Genomic DNA, 18,638 nt, shown 5'->3' on the forward strand with positions numbered 1-18,638 from the left:
TTCGTCTGTGTAGGATAGGTGGGAGGCTATGAAACTGTGGCGCTAGCTGCAGTGGAGCCATCCTTGAAATACCACCCTGTCGTGCTTGACGTTCTAACCTGGGCCCATTATCTGGGTCGGGGACCGTGTATGGTGGGTAGTTTGACTGGGGCGGTCTCCTCCTAAAGAGTAACGGAGGAGCTCGAAGGTACGCTCAGCGCGGTCGGACATCGCGCACTGTGTGCAAAGGCATAAGCGTGCTTGACTGCAAGATCGACGGATCAAGCAGGTAGGAAACTAGGACTTAGTGATCCGGTGGTTCTGTATGGAAGGGCCATCGCTCAACGGATAAAAGGTACTCCGGGGATAACAGGCTGATACCGCCCAAGAGTTCATATCGACGGCGGTGTTTGGCACCTCGATGTCGGCTCATCACATCCTGGGGCTGTAGTCGGTCCCAAGGGTATGGCTGTTCGCCATTTAAAGTGGTACGCGAGCTGGGTTCAGAACGTCGTGAGACAGTTCGGTCCCTATCTGCCATGGGCGTTGGAGATTTGAGAGGGGCTGCTCCTAGTACGAGAGGACCGGAGTGGACGAACCTCTGGTGTTCCGGTTGTCACGCCAGTGGCATTGCCGGGTAGCTATGTTCGGAAGCGATAACCGCTGAAAGCATCTAAGCGGGAAGCGCGCCTCAAGATGAGATCTCCCGGGGCACAAGCCCCCTGAAGGAACCATGTAGACTACGTGGTTGATAGGTCAGGTGTGTAAGTACAGCAATGTATTGAGCTAACTGATACTAATGATCCGTGCGGCTTGACCATATAACCTCAAGTTGCCTTGGCTTTACGACAGCGTCGTAAGAGCATCCAAGTGCACGCTACGTCACAAGAACTATGCGAGGCTGGCGCCTTGTCCCTAAGGGACGAGTGCGACTCTCCAAAAGCCTCCCTGGTGAAATTAGCGCTGTGGAACCACCCGATCCCATCCCGAACTCGGAAGTGAAACGCAGCTGCGCCGATGGTAGTGTGGCTCAAGCCATGCGAGAGTAGGTCATCGCCAGGGTTTACACCCAAAACCCCGCTGCTTGCGCAGCGGGGTTTTTCTTATTAAGTGAAGGCACTGCATTTTCCGGGTACCTTCCGCCCCACGGGCAAGATCGCGATGCTGGCGCTGCAAGCGCTGCTGCAACCGTCTCCCTGGTGAAATTAGCGCTGTGGAACCACCCGATCCCATCCCGAACTCGGAAGTGAAACGCAGCTGCGCCGATGGTAGTGTGGCTCAAGCCATGCGAGAGTAGGTCATCGCCAGGGTTTACACCCAAAACCCCGCTGCTTGCGCAGCGGGGTTTTTCTTTGTGCTCAGGAAATGTCGGTAGTGCCGGCCGCTGGCCGGCAGGCCCGTTGATGAAACCGCCGCGAACGGCGGCGCCAACCAAGGTTGGCACCCACCCATGGCGGAGCGCACAAAAAAAAAGCGGCACCCTTGTGGGCGCCGCTTTGCGCTCGACAATGTTCAGTCGAGCATCGCTCGACTCTACTTGGCCGGCGCCTTGTCCTTCATCATCGCGTCGCGGGCCGCCTTGAACGGGTTGCCCTCGTACCAGTTCGGCCAACGATCACCGCCGGCCAGTTCCTTGCCGACGCCGTACATCAACTGCAGGTCTTCGACGGTGCCGTCCAGCTTCCAGGTGGCCGCGTCGAACTCGTCCTTCGGGCCATGGTAGCGGTTGGCACCGTAGTCGGCGGCGGCCTTGCGGCCCGCCTCCACGCCGCCCTCGCGCAGGTCCTCGCCGCCATCGGCATACAGGGCCGGCACGCCGGCCTTGGCGAAGTTGAAGTGGTCCGAACGGAAGTAGAAGCCACTCTGCACCGAGGTCTCACCGTGCAGGGTGCGGTCCTGGGCGGCGGCCAGCGGCTTGAGGATGTCTTCCAGCTCCGAGCTGCCGAAACCGGTCACGGTCACGTCCTTGGCGCGGCCCGCCACCGACATCGCGTCGATGTTGATCACGCCGGCAATCTTGTCCAGCGGGAAGGTCGGGTGCGCGACGTAGTACTTCGAACCGAGCAGGCCCGACTCTTCCAGGGTCACGGCCAGGAACACCACCGAGCGCTCCGGCTTCGGCTGCTGGTGGGCCATCGCTTCGGCCACCTCGAGGATGCCGGCCACGCCGGTCGCGTTGTCGACCGCACCGTTGTAGATGTTGTCGCCGGTCTCACCCTCGTGCTTGCCCAGGTGGTCCCAGTGCGCCATGTACAGCACGGCCTCGTCGGCACGCTTGCTGCCCGGCAGCACGCCCACCACGTTGCGCGACTGCTTCTGCGCGATCCGGCTCTTCAGATCAACCGCCGCAGTAGCCTTCAGCGGCACCGGCTTGAAGCCGCGCTTGCTGGCGTCCTTGTAGGCCTGCGCCAGATCCAGGCCGGCACCGGCGAACAACGTCTTGGCGGCCTCCGCGCTCAGCCAGCCCTGCACCGGGATACGGGCTTCCGGATCATCCTTGGCGGGCAGGTCGTACTGCGGGCCGGCCCAGGAGTTCTTCACCACATCCCAGCCATAGGAGGCGCCCGCGGTGTCGTGCACGATCAGCGCGGCGGCGGCGCCCTTGCGTGCGGCCTCTTCGAACTTGTAGGTCCAGCGGCCGTAGTAGGTCATGCGCTTGCCGTCGAACAGCTTGTCGTCATCGACGTGGAAGCCGGGGTCGTTGACGAACATGACAACCGTCTTGCCCTTCCAGTCCTGGCCGGCGTAGTCGTTCCACTTCTGCTCCGGTGCATCGACGCCGTAGCCGACGAACACCAGGTCGCTGGCATCGACCTTCACCTCGGCTTGGCCGGTACGCGTGCCGACCACCATGTCGGTGCCGAACTTCAGCTCGGTGGTCTTGCCGCCCTGGGTGATCTTCAGCACGGTCGATTCGTCGGCCGTGGTTTCGGTCATCGGCACATCCTGGAACCAGCTGTCGCCGTTGCCGGGCTGCAGGCCGATGCGCTGCATCTGGTCGCGGATGTAGTTGACCGTCAGCTCTTCGCCCTTGCTGCCCGGGGCGCGGCCTTCGAACTCATCCGAGGCCAGGGTCTTGACCATCTCGGCAAAGTCGCCGGCATTGATGTCCGGCGAGAACGAATGGGCGGCGGGCTTGGCGGCCGCAGTGTCGGTGGCTGGCGCGGCGGCCGGCGTATCTTCGCCTTTGCAGGCACTGAGCGCGGCCGCGGCGGCCAGGCACAGGAGGAGTTTGCGGGGCATCGTCGATTCCTGGGTAACAAAGGGTGGCCGTACGTTGTGCACGACCGGTTGGGCGAGGATCACCGGACCGAACGGCGCGGTGGCTCAGTCCGCCGGGGCGGTTTCGGTGTCGAACGGGATCGGTTCGGCGCCGGTGACCGGCCCGATGCGGGCGCTGCGGTGCACGTACAGCACCACCTCGCGTTCGAACTGCAGGGGGCCATTGACCACGGCATTGGGGCCGATGATCACGCGCGGCTTGCGGCTGGCAGTCAGCGAGACGCTGAAATTGGGCTTGCGGACGTGCACACCGCCGTTGACCTGCGAGCCGATCCCCACGGTGATGTCACCGTTGACGGTCTCCACATCCTTGCCGACGCGGCTTTCGACCAGGCCGATGCCACCGTTCACGGTTTCAACGCCGCCTTCGATCTGGCTGCCACGGTCGCTGAAGATGCTGCCGTTGACCGTGCTGACGCTGCCATGCGCAATGACTTCGCGGCCCAGGCGCACGCCGCCGTTGACTGTCTCGATCTTGCCGGTGCGTGCGCGGTCGGCCACTTTCACCCCGCCGTTGACGGTATCGATACTGCTGGTTTCCGCGCCTTCGCCAACGCGGATACCGCCGTTGACCGTATCCAGCTTGCCGTAGCGCTGGCCGGGTTCGGCGCTGATGCTGCCGTTGACCTTGCTGATGTTGTCCTGGGCGCCGGCCGGGCCGGCCGCGAGCAGGACGCCCAACAGCAGCGGAATGGAAAGAGTTTTCATGGGGACCTCGATGGATGTGCGGCTGGCAGGCCGCGTGCGGAGATGTCACCATTCCCCGGTAGCCCCCGCAACTGCCTGAAGTCACTGGAAAGCCCTTGCGCGACAACGCCTTCCCATCACGCCGACATCACATCGCCGCTGCCCGCGGCGGGCGCTGCCTGCTGTTGGCGCTGGCGATCGCGCTGGCCCTGCCACTGCCCGCCGCGGCGCAGACCACCCGTGAGACCGAGCGCAAGCTGCAGAAGCTGCGCACCGAACTGAAAGGCGTGGCGCAGGAGCGTCGTCAAATCGAAGGCCAGCGCGGGCAGGCGTCACAGCAACTGCGCGAGGCCGACGAGAAGGTGGCCCGCAGCGGACGCGCGCTTGCGCAGACCGAGACCGCACTGCGTGAGCAGAGCCGTGCCCTGGCCGAAGCCGAGCAGCGCCGCAGCAGCCTGCAGAACAACCTGGCCCAGCAGCACCGCGAACTGGCCGGCCTGCTGCGCGCGGCCTATCAGCTGGGCAACCACGCACCGCTGAAGCTGCTGCTGTCGCAGGACACCGTGGCCGATGCCAACCGTGCCCTGGCCTATCACCGCTATCTGCAGCGCGAACGCGCGCAGCGCATCAGCACGCTGACCGCTGACCTGAAGGAACTGGAAGCCCTGCAAGCGCAGATCGCCGAACGCCAGCAGAAGCTGCAGGGCGCGCAGCGTGACCAGAAGCAGCAGGCGGCCACCCTGGCGGCCGATCGTCGTGATCGGGCGCAGACCGTGGCCTCGCTGGACGAACGCTTCAAGGACCAGCGCGAAAAGGAACAAGCGCTGGGCCAGGATGCAAAGGCGCTGGAAACGCTGCTGGCCAATCTGCGCGCCGCCGCAGCCCGCGCCGAAGCCGAGCGTCGTGCCGCCGCGCGCCGCGCCGCTGCCGAGAAAGCCGCCGCCGAGAAGGCCGCACGCCAGGCCAAGGCGGAAGGCCGCCCGCCACCGCCGACCAAGGTGCCGCCTGCGGTGGCCTCGGCGCCGGCACCGAAGGTGGGCGGACTGGGCTGGCCGTTGTCGGGCAATCTGCTGGCCCGCTACGGCGGCAAGCTGCCCGACGGGCGCACCAGCAGCGGCGTGCTGATCGGCGCGCCGGCCGGCAGCACCGTCACCGCCGTGGCCGATGGCACGGTGGTGTTCTCCGACTGGATGACCGGTTACGGCATGATCCTGATCGTCGACCACGGCAACGGCTACATGAGCCTGTACGCACACAACGACACCCTGCTGAAGGATGCCGGCGCACGGGTCAGCCGCGGCGATGCGGTGGCCAAGGTCGGCAATTCCGGCGGCCAGGGCGTCACCGCGTTGTACTTCGAGCTGCGCCGTGGCGGGCAGCCGGTCAATCCGGACAGCTGGCTGCAGCGGCGCTGAATCCGGCGCCGTCGCGTGACGGGCGGATTCAACGGGAATTTAGCTGTGCTTCGCGCATAATCGGCGCATGTGCCTTGGGCACGATGCCACCGTCGACAGGAGTGATCCATGCGCGCAGCCCGTACCGCCACCCTCTTGCTGGCCCTGTTGCCAGCGCTGTCCTGGGCGCAGCAGACCGCGCCCGCCCCGAGCCAGGAAACCAGTGGGCAGGCAGCGAACAGCGAGGAGGCGGTGACCTCGAAGGTGCCGCTGGAGGAAATCCGCCGTTTCGTGGCCGTGTACAACGCGGTGCGCGCCGCCTACGTCGATCCGGTGGACGACAAGAAGCTGATGCAGTCAGCGGTACGTGGCCTGCTGCTCGACCTCGATCCGCACAGCACCTACTTCAACAAGGAAGACGCGCAGGCCTTCGACGAGCAGGCCAACGGCGCTTACGAGGGTATCGGCGTGGAGCTGCAGCAGCAGCCGGACAACGCCAGCATGAAGGTGATTTCGCCGATCGACGACACGCCGGCAGCCAAGGCCGGCATCCTCGCCGGTGACCTGATCATCGCCATCGACGGCAAGCCGATCAGCGCGATCGACGCCAGCGAACCGCTGCGTGGCCCGGCCGGCAGCAAGGTGGTGCTGACCATCGTGCGCGACGGCAAGCCGAAGCCGTTCGACGTCAGCCTCACCCGCCAGACCATCCGCGTGACCAGCGTGCGCAGCCGCCTGCTGGAGCCGGGGTATGGCTACATCCGCCTGAGCACCTTCCAGGCCGATACCGGTTCGGACTTCCAGAAGCACGTGCAGCAGCTGCAGAAGCAGTCCGGTGGCCAGCTCAAGGGCCTGGTGCTGGACCTGCGCAGCAACCCGGGTGGCCTGCTGACCGCCGCGGTGCAGGTGGCCGATGATCTGCTCGACAAGGGCAACATCGTCAGCACCCGCGGCCGCATCAGCATCAGCGACGCACGGTTCGACGCGACCCCCGGCGACCTGCTGAAGGGCGCACCGGTGGTGGTGCTGGCCGACGCCGGTTCGGCCAGCGCCTCGGAAGTGCTGGCCGGCGCGCTGCGCGACAACAAGCGCGCCCGCGTGGTCGGCAGCCGCACCTTCGGCAAAGGTTCGGTGCAGACCGTGCTGCCGCTGGACAACGGGGATTCGGTGAAGCTGACCACCGCGCGCTATTACACGCCCAGCGGCAAGTCGATCCAGGCCACCGGCATCGTGCCGGACGTTGAATTGAAACCCGCTGCCACACCGGCCGAGGATGCACTGCCGGCCAGCCTCAGCGACTACAGCGAAGCGACCCTGCCGGGCCACCTGCGCGGCGACGATGAAGGCACCGAGGGCTACCACGCCGGTGCCGTGCTGCCGGGCGATGGCCCGATCAACGATGCGCTGGCCGAACTCAAGAACCCGGGTTCGGTGGCGGCACGCTTGAAGGCCGAAGCCGCCAAGGCGGAGGCGGCCAAGGCCGCGAAGGCCGCTGCGGCGAAGCCCGAAGCGAAGCCGGAGCAGAAAGTCGAACCGAAGGCGGACAGCACGCCGGAAGCCAAGCCCGCGCCGGTCCCGGCCAAGCCTTGATTCTGTAGAGTCGAGCCATGCTCGACTGATCTACGAGCGGGTGAGCGTGGAGCCGGCCAGCGGCCGGCACTACCCGGGGTCAGAATCCGTGGCGCTTGCGCAGCCGGCGCGCGATGGCCGCGCGCACGTAGACCCCGTACAGCAGGCCGAACACGAAGCCGCCGATGTGCGCCCACCAGGCCACCATGCCGAAGCTGGGGCCGATGTGCGCGAACACCACCTGCAGTGCGGCCCACACGCCGATCAGCAGGTAGGCCGGGGCGCGCACGAACTCCAGGAACAGGCCGAGCGGGATCACCACGCCCAGGCGGGCGCCGGGGAACAGGGCCAGGTAGGCGCCGATCAGCGCCGAGACCGCGCCGCTGGCGCCGATGATGATCTGGTCCGGGCTGCCCATGGTGTAGATCGCCACCAGGTTGGACACCGCGCCGCCGACCAGGAACAGCAGCAGCAACCGCCACGGCCCCAGCACGCGCTCGGCGGGCAGGCCGAAGATCAGCAGGAACACCAGGTTGCCCAGCAGGTGTGACCAGTCCGCGTGCAGGAACAGGGCGGTGAACAGGCGCAGCACGCTGCCGTCCTGCAGGGTCGCCCACCAGTCCAGCGGGTGGGTCAGCCCGGTGGACAGGGCGCCCCAGTCCAGCCAGAGGCTGCCGCGGGCATCGTCCGGGCGCGAGATCGACCACAGGAACGCCAGCCACAATGCCGCAAACAGCACGGGCGTGGCCCAGCGCAGGGCCGCCTTCTTGCGCGACGGGAGGGAGACGAACATGGCATTAGCCTAGCGTGCGGGCGCTTGTGGCGGGGATGGTCCTGTTCAGCTTTTGAGACGAAAAAACCGCCGGCGCTGTTATTGTTTCATTAACAGCTCTGGGTAATACTCGCATACGGCGTCGTATGTCGGGAGGGGAATCCGGCGCGCTCCGAAGGGCCCCAGGGCCGGCCGGGCGCAGGCGCACTCAGAGCACCATCACCGCTTACCGGAGAGAGAACTACGATGCAAACCGCTTCCACCATTGCCCGTTTGACCCTGCTGGCCGTCGGCGTTGCCGGTGCGCTGGCCGCCGCCGATGCCAACGCCGCCGCCTTCCAGTTGAAGGAAAACAGTGCCAAGGGCCTCGGCCGTGCGTTCGCCGGCTCCGGCAGCGCCGAGGGCGACGCCTCCATCATCGCCGTCAACCCGGCCGGCATGCGTCAGCTGGACGGCACCCTGATCCAGGGTGACCTGAGCGCCATCAGCTTCAAGGCCGAGTTCAAGGGCCAGGGTCGCAAGCCGACCGGCGCCGCGCAGACCGGCGGTGACGGCGGCGACGCTGGCATGATCGCCCCGGTTCCGGCCGCGTACTTCCACATGCCGATCGGCGAGAAGGCCCACTTCGGTGTGTCGCTGACTGCTCCGTTTGGTTTCAAGACCGAGTACGACAATGGTTGGGTGGGTCGCTACAGCGGCCTGAAGACCGACCTGAAGGCCATCGATCTTGGCTTTGCCGCATCCTATGACGTCAACCCGTACGTCTCGTTCGGCGCGTCGGTGTTCGTTGAACACCTGACCATCGAGCTCAGCAACAACATCGACTTCGGTACTGCGTTGGCCCAGGCCCGCGTGCCGGGCTACGCCCCGGGCAGCGCCGATGGCAAGCTGACCGTTGAAGGTGACAACAATGCCGTGGGCTGGACGGTCGGTGGCCTGTTCTCGATCGATGAGAACACCCACATCGGCCTGAGCTATCGCTCCAAGGTCACGCACAAGATCACCGGCGGCGATGCCACCTTCCTGATGCCGAATGACAATGGCCGCACCGCGACCATCCTGGGTCAGACCCAGCCGGGCCAGTTCGTCAGCACCAGTGGCAAGGCAACCGTGAAGCTGCCGGCGTCGGCGACCCTGAGCGTGACGCACAAGGTCAACGATCGCTGGACCGTGATGGGTGACGTCACCCGCACCGCTTGGTCGACCGCATTCGACTCTGTCACCATCGACTATGCTTCGGCCCAGAAGGACTCTGTGCTGGACTTCGGCTATCGCGATACCACCTTCGTGTCGCTGGGTGCGGACTACAAGCTGAGCGATACCGTCACCCTGCGCGGTGGTGTCGCGCTGGACCAGACCCCGACCACCGACGCTCATCGTGACGTCCGCGTGCCGGATACCAGCCGCAAGTGGCTGTCGCTGGGCGTGGGCTGGACCCCGTCGGCGAACACCGAATACAACTTCGGCTACACCCACCTGTTCACCAGCGACCCGAACGTGAACATCCAGCCGACCACCAACAATCAGGGCAACTCGCTGGCTGGCAAGTACAAGGTCCGTGGCGACGTGCTGGCTGCTTCGTTCCAGTACAAGTTCTGATCCAGGCGTTCGCCTGAAGCAGGACACGGAGGGCCCCGCGCAAGCGGGGCCTTTCCTTTTTCATGGCGTGCCCTCCCTGCAGGGCGCGGATCCATGACAATAGGGCGATGAACCTGTCCGACCCGAACTTCCAGCTGGAGCTGGCTGCCAACATCGCCGTCGCCGGCTCGATCCTGCTGGCCGGCCGCAACAACGTGCACACCTGGTGGCTGGGCATCGTCGGCTGTGCACTGTTCGCAGCAGTGTTCGAACGCTCGCATCTGTACGCGGACATGGTGCTGCAGTTCTTCTTCATCGCCATCAGCGTGCTGGGCTGGTGGCAGTGGCTGCGTGGCGACCATGGTTCGCCGCTGCCGATCACCGCGCTGCGCCCGCGTGCGTGGGCCTGGCTGGCGCCGTTGGCGGTGGTGGCCACCTTCGGTTATGGCTGGATGTTGACCCGCCTGACCAACGCCTACGCGCCGTACATCGATTCGGCGGTGCTGGTGCTGAGCGTGATCGCGCAGATCCTGATGATGCGGCGCAAGCTGGAATCGTGGTGGGTGTGGCTGCTGGTGAACACCGTGGCGGTGCCGCTGTACTACAGCCGTGGCCTGCACCTGACCTCGATCCTGTATGTCGGCTTCTGGATCAACGCGCTGGTGGCGCTGCGCCATTGGCGCAACCTGATGCGCGAGGAAGCACGTTGAGCAACAAAAAACCCCGCTTTCGCGGGGTTTTTCGTTTTACTGCATCAACCGGGCGATCAGTCGCCCAGGGTCAGCAGCGAGGCGTTGCCGCCCGCGGCGGTGGTGTTCACCGTCACCGTCTTCTCGGTGGCGAAGCGCAGCAGGTAGTGCGGGCCACCGGCCTTCGGGCCGGTGCCGGACAGGCCCTGGCCGCCGAACGGCTGCACGCCGACCACCGCACCGATCTGGTTGCGGTTGACGTAGACGTTGCCGACGTGGACACCGTTGCTGATGCGATCAACGGTTTCGTCGATGCGCGAATGCACGCCCAGGGTCAGGCCGTAGCCGGTGGCGTTGATCTGATCGATCACCGCGTCGAGCTGGTCGCCCTTCCAGCGGATCACGTGCAGCACCGGCCCGAAGATTTCCTTGTGCAGCTGGCCCAGGTCCTTCAGCTCATACGCGCGCGGTGCGAAGAAGGTGCCATTGACGGCTTCTGCGGACAGCTCGGCGGCGGCGATCAGGCGTGCTTCGCGGTCCATGCGCACGGCGTGGTCCTGCAGGATCTTCAGTGCATCGGCGTCGATCACCGGGCCGACGTCGGTGGACAGCAGGCCCGGGTTGCCGACCTTCAGTTCCTTCATCGCACCGGCCAGCATGGTCATCACCTTGTCGGCGATGTCGTCCTGCACGAACAGCACGCGCGCGGCCGAGCAACGCTGGCCGGCGGAGGTGAAGGCCGAACCGATGGCGTCCTTGACCAGCTGTTCCGGCAGCGCCGAGGAGTCGGCGATGAAGGCGTTCTGGCCACCGGTCTCGGCGATCAGCACGCCGATGGCGGCGTCACGGGCGGCCATCGCGCGGTTGATCGCACGGGCGGTGTCGGTGGAGCCGGTGAAGGCCACGCCGGCCACGCGCGGGTCGGCGGTCAGCGCGGCACCGACGGTGGCACCGTCGCCCGGCAGGAACTGCACCACCTCGGCCGGCACGCCGGCGTCGTGCAGCAGCTTCACTGCGTAGTAGCCGATCAGGTTGGTCTGTTCGGCCGGCTTGGCGATGACGCTGTTGCCGGCGGCCAGAGCGGCAGCGACCTGGCCCAGGAAGATCGCCAGCGGGAAGTTCCACGGGCTGATGCAGACGAACACGCCACGGCCGTGCAGCTGCAGCTCGTTGGATTCACCGGTCGGGCTCGGCAGCTTCTCGGCGTGGCTGAACTGCTCGCGCGCCTGCTTGGCGTAGTAACGCAGGAAGTCCACCGCTTCGCGCACTTCGGCGATGCTGTCGGGCAGGCTCTTGCCGGCTTCCTTCACGCACAGCGCCATGAACTCCGGCATGCGCGCTTCCAGCTGGTCGGCGGCGTGCTCGAGGATGGCGGCGCGGCTGGCGGCCGGGGTGCGGTTCCAGGCCGGCTGCGCGGCCACGGCGTTGGCGAGGGCCTTCTGCACGGTGGCGGCATCGGCGGCCAGCCACTGGCCGACCACTTCGCGGGTGTCGGCCGGGTTGGTCACCGGCAGCGCGGCGCCGGCCGGGTTCGCACCCGGTACCAGCGGGGCGGCCTGCCAGGGCTTCACGGCCGCGTTGATCTGCTCGGCCAGGGCGCGCAGTTCGTTGTCGTTGGCGAGGTTGGCGCCCATGGAGTTCTTCCTGTCGTGGTTCTGGCTGCGCAGCAGGTCAACCGGCAGCGGGATCTTCGGGTGGGGGATCGAGGCGAACGAGGCGACCATCTCGACCGGATCGCGGATCAGGTCGGCGATCGGCACGCGTTCGTCAGTGATGCGGTTGACGAAGCTGGAGTTGGCGCCGTTTTCCAGCAGGCGGCGCACCAGGTACGGCAGCAGGTCTTCATGCGAACCGACCGGCGCATACACGCGGCAGGGAAGGCCGAGGCGGTCGGCCGGCACCACTTCGGCGTACAGGTCGTCGCCCATGCCGTGCAGCTTCTGGTGCTCGTACACGCCACCGTTGGCGATGCTGCGCACCGCGGCGATGGTGTGCGCGTTGTGCGTGGCGAACATCGGGTAGATCGCGTCGGCATGGGTGAACAGGCGCTTGGCGCAGGCCAGGTAGGACACGTCGGTGTTCTGCTTGCGGGTGAACACCGGGTAGCCCGGGTAGCCTTCGATCTGCGCGCGCTTGATCTCGGCATCCCAGTAGGCGCCCTTGACCAGGCGCACCTGCAGGCGACGACCGGCGCGGCGCGCCATGTCGGCCAGGTGGTCGATCGTGTACGGCGTGCGCTTCTGGTAGGCCTGCACGACCACGCCGAAGCCATCCCAGCCGGCCAGCGAGGCATCGCCGAACACCTGTTCGATGATGTCCAGCGACAGTTCCAGGCGGTCGGATTCTTCGGCGTCGACGGTGCAGCCGATGCCGTAGCTCTTGGCCAGCTGCGCCAGTTCCAGCACGCCCGGCACCAGGTCCTTCAGCACGCGCTCGCGCTTGGCGTGCTCGTAGCGCGGGTACAGCGCCGACAGCTTGATCGAGATGCCCGGGGCGTTGTTGACGTCACCGTCCGGACGGCCGCCGCGTGCCTTGTGATCGCCGCCGATGGCGTGGATCGCACGACGGTAGTCTTCCAGGTAGCGCAGCGCGTCCTTCATGGTCAGCGCGCCTTCGCCCAGCATGTCGAAGGAGTAGCGGTAGTATGCGTTGTCACCCTTGTGCGAACGCGACAGCGCTTCGCTGATCGTGCGGCCCATGACGAACTGGTGGCCCATGATCTTCATCGCCTGGCGCACGGCCAGGCGCACCACCGGCTCACCGACGCGGCCGACCAAGCGCTTGAACGCGCTGGGCGCGTCGGCGCGGGTGGCGTCGTTCATCTGCACCAGCTTGCCGGTCAGCATCAGGCCCCAGGTGGAGGCGTTGACCAGCACCGAGTCGCTGCCGCCCAGGTGCTTTTCCCAGTCGGCGTCGGCCAGCTTGTCGCGGATCAGCTTGTCGGCGGTGTCCTGGTCCGGAATGCGCAGCAGCGCCTCGGCCACGCACATCAGCAGCACGCCTTCCTCGCTGCCCAGGTCGTACTGGCGCATGAAGGCTTCGATCGCGCCCTGGTCCTTGGCGCGCACGCGCACCCGGCCGACCAGATCGGCGGCCAGGGCCTGCACCCTGGCCTGCTCCTCGGCGGGCAGGCGGGCCTGCGCCAGAAGATCGCGCACGTGGCTGGCCTCGTCCTTCAACCAGGCATCGGTGATGGCCTGGCGGAACGGGTTGGGGGACGCCGGCAGTTCCGGCGACAGCAGCGCGCCGGGACGCGGGGCGTCGCTGGCGGCAGGGGAGGAGGAGGGTGCGTTCATGCCGGTCCGGCCAGTGGAAAACTTGGCGATTTTAATCATTTTTCCGGGTTCCGGAAGTGCCCCGCAGCTCCCTTCGTGAAGTGCTGATAGCCCCTAGCTGCGGTGGATTCAGCGTGTTCAGCAGGCTCGGCAATATTTGTGCTGAATTCGTCATTCGGGCCGCCGACCTCATGCTGTGTTGCAGCATGGGAAAAAGTGTGAATGCACCCTTGCTACCGGCGAGAGGGCGGGGCTACCATCGAGACGTTTCCCGCGGCAGGAACGCGGTTGCGACATGATCGAGGTGCTTCCAGCTCCGGATGGGTCAGGTACGCAGCTGCGGCTGCGTCCCCCACGGGCGCTCGATGCCCGGCAGTTCGTCCTGTTGTTCACCGTGTTGTCGGGTGCGATGTGGCTGGTGTCCGCCCTCGGGTGGTTGGCCGGCAATGCATTCGCCCCCCTGTTCGCGCTGCTGTACAGCCTGGTGCTGGCGGCGGCGCTGCGTGCCTTGTGGCGCAGCGGAGAACGGCAGGAGGAGATCCGGGTAGTGCCGGCGTACGTGGAGGTCATCCCCGTACCCGGTGGATCGCCGGTGTTCCGGGCCCACCCCCACTGGGTGCGCCTGCTCACCGACGATGAGAGGGTCCGGCTGGCATCCAGCGGCCGGCAGGTGGAGGTGGGGAGTTTCCTCGCGCCGGCCGAACGTCAGACGCTTGCAGAGACACTTGAAAGCTTGCTCGCCGCCAGCGATGGCGGCAACCGACGACGCTAAGGGTCTAGGCAATGAAGCAAAGCAGCAGGTGGGGCACGAAGTGCGTTGCAGCGGTCGCCGCCACGGTGGCCGGGGGACTGGTTCCGGCATTGGCATGGGCCCAGGCGGCCGATCCCAAGCCGTGGCAGCTGAACATGGGCAAGGGGGTGACCCAGACCTCGCGCCTGGCCTGGGAGTCGAACAACCTGTCGTTGATCATCTGTACGGTGATCGGCGTCATCGTGTTCGGTGCGATGGCCTACGCCATCTTCAAGTTCCGCAAATCCAAGGGCGCGGTCGCCGCCACCTTCAGCCACAACACCAAGGCCGAGGTGATCTGGACGGTGATCCCGGTGATCATCCTGATCGTGATGGCATGGCCGGCCACGGCCAACCTGATCAAGATGTACGACACCCGCGATGCCGAGATGACGGTGAAGGTCACCGGCTACCAGTGGATGTGGAAGTACGAATACCTCGGCGAGAACGTCACCTTCACCAGCCGCCTGGACCGTGAGTCCGACCGCGTGCGGCAGAGCGGCATCGTGCCGACCCGCGAGAGCCACCCGCACTACCTGCTGGACGTGGACAACCGGCTGGTGCTGCCGGTGGATACCAAGGTGCGCTTCGTCATCACTTCCGACGACGTGATCCATGCCTGGTGGGTGCCGGCGCTGGGCTGGAAGCAGGACGCCATTCCCGGCTTCATCAATGAAGCGTGGACCAGCATCGAGCAGCCCGGCGTGTACCGCGGCCAGTGCGCCGAGCTGTGCGGCAAGGACCATGGCTTCATGCCGATCGTGGTCGAGGCGGTGTCCAAGGAAGACTTCAAGCAGTGGCTGGCGCAGCGCAAGCCGGCGCCACCGGCCGCGCCTGCGCCTGCGACGCCTGCGGCACCGGCAGAACCCGCGGCGCCGGCCGGTGAGGCGCCTGCCGCCCCCGCTGCGGCGGACGACACCAGCGCACCTGCCACCGCAGCCAGCGGCGCGTGATGTAAAGCCCGTGGCCGCCTGCGGCTGCGGTGACAACCGATTCTGAGAGGTGTTTTGCAATGGCGCACTCGGCAGTTGGGCACGACGATCACCATCACCAGCAGAGTTTCTTCGAGCGTTGGTTCTTCTCGACCAACCACAAGGACATCGGCACGCTGTACCTGGGTTTCAGCTTCATCATGTTCATCATCGGTGCGGCGATGAGCGTGGTGATCCGCGCCGAGCTGGCGCAGCCGGGCCTGCAGTTCGTCAAGCCCGAGTTCTTCAACCAGATGACCACCGTGCATGCGCTGGTGATGATCTTCGGTGGCGTGATGCCGGCCTTCGTCGGCCTGGCCAACTGGATGATCCCGCTGCAGATCGGCGCGCCGGACATGGCGCTGCCGCGCATGAACAACTGGTCGTTCTGGCTGCTGCCGGTGGCCTTCAGCCTGTTGCTGCTGACCCTGTTCCTGCCCGGTGGTGCGCCGGCCGGTGGCTGGACGCTGTACCCGCCGCTGTCGCTGCAGGGTGGCTACAACGTGGCCTTCAGCGTGTTCGCGATCCACGTGGCCGGCATCAGTTCGATCATGGGCGCGATCAACATCATCGCCACCGTGCTGAACATGCGCGCGCCGGGCATCGACCTGCTGAAGATGCCGATCTTCTGCTGGGCCTGGCTGATCACCGCGTTCCTGCTGATCGCGGTGATGCCGGTGCTGGCCGGCGCGGTGACCATGCTGCTGACCGACAAGTTCTTCGGTACCAGCTTCTTCAATGCCGCCGGTGGCGGTGACCCGGTGATGTACCAGCACATCTTCTGGTTCTTCGGGCACCCCGAGGTCTACATCATGATCCTGCCCGCCTTCGGCGTGGTCAGCGAGATCATCCCGACCTTCAGCCGCAAGCCGCTGTTCGGCTACCAGGCGATGGTGTACGCCACCGCCGCGATCGCGTTCCTGTCGTTCATCGTCTGGGCCCACCACATGTTCACCGTGGGCATGCCGCTGGGCGGCGAGATCTACTTCATGTTCGCCACCATGCTGATCTCGATCCCGACCGGCGTGAAGGTGTTCAACTGGGTCAGCACCATGTGGCGCGGCTCGCTCACATTCGAGGCGCCGATGCTGTGGTCGGTGGCGTTCGTCATCCTGTTCACCATCGGTGGCTTCTCCGGCCTGATGCTGGCGATCGTGGCGGCGGACTTCCAGTACCACGACACCTACTTCGTGGTGGCCCACTTCCACTACGTGCTGGTAACCGGCGCGGTGTTCGCGCTGATCGCCGCGGTGTACTACTGGTGGCCGAAGTGGACCGGGCGCATGTACAGCGAGAAGTGGGCCAAGGTGCACTTCTGGTGGTCGATCGTGTTCGTCAACCTGCTGTTCTTCCCGCAGCACTTCCTCGGCCTGGCCGGCATGCCGCGCCGCATTCCCGACTACAGCGTGGCCTTCGCCGACTGGAACCTGATCAGCTCGATCGGTGCGTTCGGCATGTTCGTCACCCCGTTCATGATGGCGGCGATCCTGCTGTCCTCGCTGCGCAACGGTGAAAAGGCCGAGGCGCGCAGCTGGGAAGGCGCGCGTGGCCTGGAATGGACGCTGCCGTCGCCGGCACCGGCGCACACCTTCACCACACCGCCGACCATCCGCCCGGGGGATCTGGCCCATGACGACATCACGCATTGAGGTGGGGCATGCATAACGAGAGCCCGCTTCCGATCGGTAGAGTCGAGCAAGGCTCGGCTGATGCCTTGGGTAGAGTCGAGCCATGCTCGACTGACGAAAAGCAGCCGAGCATGGCTCGGCTCTACAACAGCGAAGAGCAGCCGACCAGCGGTCGGCTCTACCAGAGCGGAAGCGTCGAACAGCAGCGCCAGCGCGCCAAGCGTACCGCGGCCTGGGTCGGCGCCATCGCCGTGCTGGTCTACGTCGGCTTCATCCTCAGCGGGGTGATCGGCCGATGAGCGACGCACCGGCCAGCACCCCGTCACGCAGCGCCGGGTTGCCGCGCCTGATCGGCGTGGCGGTAGCGGTGTTCCTGCTGACGTTCTCGCTGGTGCCGTTGTACCGCATCGCCTGCGAGAAGGTGTTCGGCGTGCGCCTGGAGCGTGGCCCCGGCAGCGAGGCCAGCGCGGGCGCGGTGGCCGGCAAGCGTACCGTGCGCGTCGAGTTCGATGGCGGCGTCAATTCGCGCCTGCCATGGTCGTTCCATCCCGAGCAGCTGACCATGGACGTGGTGCCCGGCGAGCTCAACGAAGCGCTGTACTTTGCCCGCAACGACAGCACGCAGGCCGTGGTGGGAAGTGCCGTGCCTTCGGTGGCACCGGCGCGCGCGTCGGGATTCTTCAGCAAGACCGAGTGCTTCTGCTTCACCGCGCAGACGCTGCAGGCCGGCGAGAAGCGCGACATGCCGGTACGTTTCATCGTCGATCCGGACCTGCCGCCGGAGATCAGGACGATCACCTTGTCCTACACCTTCTACCGCAACGACGCGTTGTCCGATCGGCTGGCCCCGGCCGCCACTTCGGAAGGCGCGCACGCCGCACCCTGACCCGGATACCGACATGGCCCAGACACCGACCGACGCCAACGTGTACTTCGTCCCGGCCCAGAGCAAATGGCCGTTCGTGGGCTCCATCGCGATGATGGTGACCATGGTCGGCGTGGCCAGCTGGCTCAACGATGCCAGCTGGGGACGCTGGACGTTCTACATCGGCATCGCGATGCTGGTGCTGACCCTGTTCTGGTGGTTCAGCGACGTGGTGCGCGAATCGCAGGCCGGCAACTACAACCGCCAGGTCGACGGCTCGTTCCGGATGGGCATGGTCTGGTTCATCTTCTCCGAAGTGATGTTCTTCGGCGCCTTCTTCGGCGCGCTGTTCTACACCCGCAATCTCGGCCTGTCGTGGCTGAGCGGCGAAGGCCGCGGGGTGATGACCAACGAGCTGCTCTGGCAGGGCTATTCCGCTGGATGGCCGACCAATGGTCCTGCGGCGATCGGTGGTGCGTTCCAGACCATCCCGGCCTGGGGCCTGCCGCTGATCAACACGCTGATCCTGCTCACTTCCGGCGTGACCCTGACCATCGCCCATCACGCACTGAAGGCCGGCAACCGCCGCCAGCTGCTGATCTGGCTGGGCCTGACCGTTGTGCTCGGTCTCGGCTTCCTGACCCTGCAGGCAGAGGAATACATCCACGCCTACAAGGAACTGAACCTGACGCTGGGCTCGGGCATCTACGGGTCGACGTTCTTCATGCTGACCGGCTTCCACGGCGCGCACGTGCTGCTGGGCACGATCATGCTGATCGTGATGTGGCTGCGTTCGGCCAAGGGCCACTTCACCCGCGACAACCATTTCGGTTTCGAAGCCGCCGCGTGGTACTGGCACTTCGTCGACGTGGTGTGGCTGATGCTGTTCCTGTTCGTCTACGTGCTCTGACCACGCGCGGATCGGTGGGGTCAGCCACCGATGCCGTGCGGTTTGATCCAGCCCATGTAGATGCTCACGATCACCAGTACGATCAAGGCCACCGACACCGCGATGCGGCGGGTCAGTGCGTTGACCGTGCGCTTGGTCTGGCCGCGGTCGACCAGCAGGTAATACAGGCCGGCGCCCAGATTCCAGACGATGACGATCAGAAACGCGATTACCAGCAGGGTCTTCAGCGAATCACTCATGCGCGGCTCG

General features: G+C 65.9%; 15 protein-coding genes and 3 rRNA genes (1 of these 18 cut by a window edge). 13 read left to right on the forward strand and 5 right to left on the reverse strand.

The window, feature by feature from the left end; all coding sequences use genetic code 11:
• The 3 genes from VN11_RS01695 to rrf (VN11_RS01705) form a co-directional block, all read left to right on the forward strand.
• Positions 1–800, forward strand: a 23S ribosomal RNA gene (locus tag VN11_RS01695); it begins 2,080 nt to the left of the window's first position.
• A gap of 126 nt (positions 801–926) precedes the next feature.
• Positions 927–1,041, forward strand: a 5S ribosomal RNA gene (gene rrf / locus VN11_RS01700).
• Positions 1,042–1,174: 133 nt separating this feature from the next.
• A 5S ribosomal RNA gene (rrf, locus tag VN11_RS01705) occupies positions 1,175–1,289 on the forward strand.
• Between the two features lie 223 nt (positions 1,290–1,512).
• Here the strand turns inward: rrf (VN11_RS01705) and VN11_RS01710 are convergent.
• Together VN11_RS01710 and VN11_RS01715 are read right to left on the reverse strand one after the other, a co-directional pair.
• On the reverse strand, positions 1,513–3,222 hold the full coding sequence (locus tag VN11_RS01710) for a M28 family metallopeptidase (protein ID WP_053448573.1): 1,710 nt from the start codon (positions 3,220–3,222) through the stop codon (positions 1,513–1,515).
• A gap of 84 nt (positions 3,223–3,306) precedes the next feature.
• Positions 3,307–3,969 (reverse strand): hypothetical protein, encoded by a 663-nt coding sequence (locus VN11_RS01715; RefSeq protein ID WP_053448574.1) that lies wholly within the window; start codon positions 3,967–3,969, stop codon positions 3,307–3,309.
• A 95-nt stretch (positions 3,970–4,064) separates the two neighbouring features.
• On the opposite strand from VN11_RS01715, the gene VN11_RS01720 reads away from it, so the two are divergent.
• Complete coding sequence (locus VN11_RS01720; RefSeq protein WP_053448575.1) at positions 4,065–5,363, forward strand: murein hydrolase activator EnvC family protein; 1,299 nt, start codon at positions 4,065–4,067, stop codon at positions 5,361–5,363.
• A 108-nt stretch (positions 5,364–5,471) separates the two neighbouring features.
• Positions 5,472–6,932, forward strand: a complete 1,461-nt coding sequence (locus VN11_RS01725; protein WP_053448576.1) for a S41 family peptidase — start codon at positions 5,472–5,474, stop codon at positions 6,930–6,932.
• 79 nt (positions 6,933–7,011) lie between these two features.
• Here VN11_RS01725 and VN11_RS01730 read toward each other — a convergent pair whose 3' ends face one another.
• The gene (locus VN11_RS01730) at positions 7,012–7,704 is read right to left on the reverse strand and encodes a rhomboid family intramembrane serine protease (RefSeq protein ID WP_004153881.1); all 693 of its coding nucleotides are present in this window, start codon (positions 7,702–7,704) and stop codon (positions 7,012–7,014) included.
• Positions 7,705–7,929: 225 nt separating this feature from the next.
• On the opposite strand from VN11_RS01730, the gene VN11_RS01735 reads away from it, so the two are divergent.
• Both VN11_RS01735 and pnuC read left to right on the forward strand, forming a co-directional pair.
• The gene (locus VN11_RS01735; RefSeq protein WP_053448577.1) at positions 7,930–9,282 is read left to right on the forward strand and encodes an outer membrane protein transport protein; all 1,353 of its coding nucleotides are present in this window, start codon (positions 7,930–7,932) and stop codon (positions 9,280–9,282) included.
• A gap of 107 nt (positions 9,283–9,389) precedes the next feature.
• Entirely contained in the window at positions 9,390–9,971 is a 582-nt protein-coding gene (gene pnuC, locus VN11_RS01740) for a nicotinamide riboside transporter PnuC (RefSeq protein WP_053448578.1), read from the forward strand.
• A gap of 56 nt (positions 9,972–10,027) precedes the next feature.
• On the opposite strand, the gene putA is transcribed toward pnuC, so the two are convergent.
• Positions 10,028–13,246, reverse strand: coding sequence for a bifunctional proline dehydrogenase/L-glutamate gamma-semialdehyde dehydrogenase PutA (gene putA / locus VN11_RS01745; protein WP_053448579.1), 3,219 nt, complete (start codon positions 13,244–13,246; stop codon positions 10,028–10,030).
• Between the two features lie 274 nt (positions 13,247–13,520).
• On the opposite strand from putA, the gene VN11_RS01750 reads away from it, so the two are divergent.
• Genes VN11_RS01750 through VN11_RS01775 form a run of 6 tightly spaced genes read left to right on the forward strand, consistent with a single transcriptional unit; the run spans position 13,521 to position 18,389 of the window.
• Positions 13,521–13,997 (forward strand): DUF2244 domain-containing protein, encoded by a 477-nt coding sequence (locus VN11_RS01750; RefSeq protein ID WP_004153894.1) that lies wholly within the window; start codon positions 13,521–13,523, stop codon positions 13,995–13,997.
• Between the two features lie 11 nt (positions 13,998–14,008).
• Positions 14,009–14,968 carry a cytochrome c oxidase subunit II gene (gene coxB, locus VN11_RS01755; RefSeq protein WP_053448580.1) on the forward strand — a complete coding sequence of 320 codons (960 nt, stop codon included), beginning with the start codon at positions 14,009–14,011 and terminating at the stop codon, positions 14,966–14,968.
• Positions 14,969–15,027: 59 nt separating this feature from the next.
• Positions 15,028–16,635 (forward strand): cytochrome c oxidase subunit I, encoded by a 1,608-nt coding sequence (gene ctaD / locus VN11_RS01760; RefSeq protein WP_004153896.1) that lies wholly within the window; start codon positions 15,028–15,030, stop codon positions 16,633–16,635.
• Positions 16,636–16,643: 8 nt separating this feature from the next.
• Positions 16,644–16,913, forward strand: coding sequence for a hypothetical protein (locus VN11_RS22950; RefSeq protein WP_053448581.1), 270 nt, complete (start codon positions 16,644–16,646; stop codon positions 16,911–16,913).
• Positions 16,910–17,500, forward strand: a complete 591-nt coding sequence (locus VN11_RS01770) for a cytochrome c oxidase assembly protein (protein WP_053448582.1) — start codon at positions 16,910–16,912, stop codon at positions 17,498–17,500. The genes VN11_RS22950 and VN11_RS01770 overlap by 4 nt, the downstream gene beginning before the upstream one ends.
• Before the next feature lie 13 nt (positions 17,501–17,513).
• Complete coding sequence (locus tag VN11_RS01775) at positions 17,514–18,389, forward strand: cytochrome c oxidase subunit 3 (protein ID WP_049457763.1); 876 nt, start codon at positions 17,514–17,516, stop codon at positions 18,387–18,389.
• Positions 18,390–18,409: 20 nt separating this feature from the next.
• Here VN11_RS01775 and VN11_RS01780 read toward each other — a convergent pair whose 3' ends face one another.
• A complete protein-coding gene (locus tag VN11_RS01780) occupies positions 18,410–18,628 on the reverse strand; it encodes a twin transmembrane helix small protein (protein ID WP_008264755.1) in 219 nt (72 codons plus the stop codon).
• Positions 18,629–18,638: the final 10 nt, after the last annotated feature.

Source organism: Stenotrophomonas maltophilia (assembly GCF_001274595.1).
GTDB lineage: Bacteria > Pseudomonadota > Gammaproteobacteria > Xanthomonadales > Xanthomonadaceae > Stenotrophomonas > Stenotrophomonas forensis.

Bases quoted from the DNA above. Each gene is read 5' to 3' on its own strand.
- VN11_RS01710 (WP_053448573.1), bottom strand. From the start codon at position 3,222: ATGCCCCGCAAACTCCTCCTGTGCCTGGCCGCCGCGGCCGCGCTCAGT.
- VN11_RS01715 (WP_053448574.1), bottom strand. From the start codon at position 3,969: ATGAAAACTCTTTCCATTCCGCTGCTGTTGGGCGTCCTGCTCGCGGCC.
- VN11_RS01725 (WP_053448576.1), top strand. From the start codon at position 5,472: ATGCGCGCAGCCCGTACCGCCACCCTCTTGCTGGCCCTGTTGCCAGCG.
- VN11_RS01730 (WP_004153881.1), bottom strand. From the start codon at position 7,704: ATGTTCGTCTCCCTCCCGTCGCGCAAGAAGGCGGCCCTGCGCTGGGCC.
- VN11_RS01735 (WP_053448577.1), top strand. From the start codon at position 7,930: ATGCAAACCGCTTCCACCATTGCCCGTTTGACCCTGCTGGCCGTCGGC.
- pnuC (WP_053448578.1), top strand. From the start codon at position 9,390: ATGAACCTGTCCGACCCGAACTTCCAGCTGGAGCTGGCTGCCAACATC.
- putA (WP_053448579.1), bottom strand. From the start codon at position 13,246: ATGAACGCACCCTCCTCCTCCCCTGCCGCCAGCGACGCCCCGCGTCCC.
- VN11_RS01750 (WP_004153894.1), top strand. From the start codon at position 13,521: ATGATCGAGGTGCTTCCAGCTCCGGATGGGTCAGGTACGCAGCTGCGG.
- coxB (WP_053448580.1), top strand. From the start codon at position 14,009: ATGAAGCAAAGCAGCAGGTGGGGCACGAAGTGCGTTGCAGCGGTCGCC.
- ctaD (WP_004153896.1), top strand. From the start codon at position 15,028: ATGGCGCACTCGGCAGTTGGGCACGACGATCACCATCACCAGCAGAGT.
- VN11_RS22950 (WP_053448581.1), top strand. From the start codon at position 16,644: ATGCATAACGAGAGCCCGCTTCCGATCGGTAGAGTCGAGCAAGGCTCG.
- VN11_RS01770 (WP_053448582.1), top strand. From the start codon at position 16,910: ATGAGCGACGCACCGGCCAGCACCCCGTCACGCAGCGCCGGGTTGCCG.
- VN11_RS01775 (WP_049457763.1), top strand. From the start codon at position 17,514: ATGGCCCAGACACCGACCGACGCCAACGTGTACTTCGTCCCGGCCCAG.
- VN11_RS01780 (WP_008264755.1), bottom strand. From the start codon at position 18,628: ATGAGTGATTCGCTGAAGACCCTGCTGGTAATCGCGTTTCTGATCGTC.